Source organism: Neobacillus sp. NPDC097160 (genome assembly GCF_044762155.1).
In the GTDB taxonomy this organism is placed as follows: Bacteria; Bacillota; Bacilli; order Bacillales; family Cytobacillaceae; genus Neobacillus.
On the sequence record NZ_JBIWDU010000055.1, the window covers coordinates 1 to 1,019 of the forward strand.

Sequence of the window (1,019 nt, forward strand, 5' to 3'; positions counted from 1 at the left end):
TCGTTGGGTAGACATTGTCTTTCCAGAGCTCCGACAAGTATTTAAAGATGTGACTGGTAAAGGAGCAATCGCAACCCTTCGCTTATTTCCCACCCCAATAGAATTACGTTCAATGCAACCTCAAAACGTGGTTATCGAATGGAAGTCTTTGATGAAGAGACAGCCTGGTTTAAGGAAAGCCCAATTACTGATTCAGTTAGCTAAACGTTCAATTGGTACTAGGCAAGCACTTGATGCTTATAAATTTCATCTACAACAATTACTAGAGGAATATGACCTCGCAACAACACAACTCGAAAGAGTTGAAGAACAAGTAACAGAAGTACTTAAACAAATTCCTTATGCCAATCATTTGCTTACCATTAAAGGAATTAGTGAGATTTCATTGGCTGGTATATTAGGAGAAGCTGGAGATTTAAGTGGCTTTGCCCACGGCAATTCTTTACTACGTCATGCAGGATTGCACCTAGCTGAAGCTAGTTCTGGCAAGTGGAAAGGTCAAATTGTCATTTCTAAACGAGGAAGATCTAGGCTTAGGCGTTTCCTCTACTTAGCGACGATGAGCCTTGTCATGAACAACCCTGAGTTTAAAGCTATTCACACATTAAATGTTAAGGTGAAAAAAATCAAGAAGATGAAATCAATTATGAAATTGGTTGGTAAACTGGCTCGAATATTTGTAGGAATAGCCAAACGAAATGAATCCTATTGTCCAGAAAAATTACAACCTTTAACTTCTTTAGCAGCATAAAAGCAAATAGATTCTTATAAACACTTACTAGTTTCCCGAAGGGGTAAACTCTAATAAATCTAAAAAAAAGAGTGATTGTTAACTTTTTTACTACCCGAATGTTGGCTTATTCGTAGGATTTCAAATATGTACGGAGTACCAGGTTTCTTCAACAAAAGGGCACTGACCCATCCCGTTAGCATAACTGGCCTCCACCCCTTGGATAGGCATGACGAAGGAATGATAGGGCAAATGACCCGTTGAGACATGGGAGGGAAAGCCTCCAGGG

1 protein-coding gene is annotated in these 1,019 nt (G+C 39.5%); it reads left to right on the plus strand.

Annotated features, from left to right (window positions below):
* Positions 1-751 (plus strand): transposase (locus ACIQXV_RS29775; protein ID WP_402966008.1); only part of this gene is annotated, 751 nt, incomplete at its 5' end.
* Positions 752-1,019 lie beyond the last annotated feature (268 nt).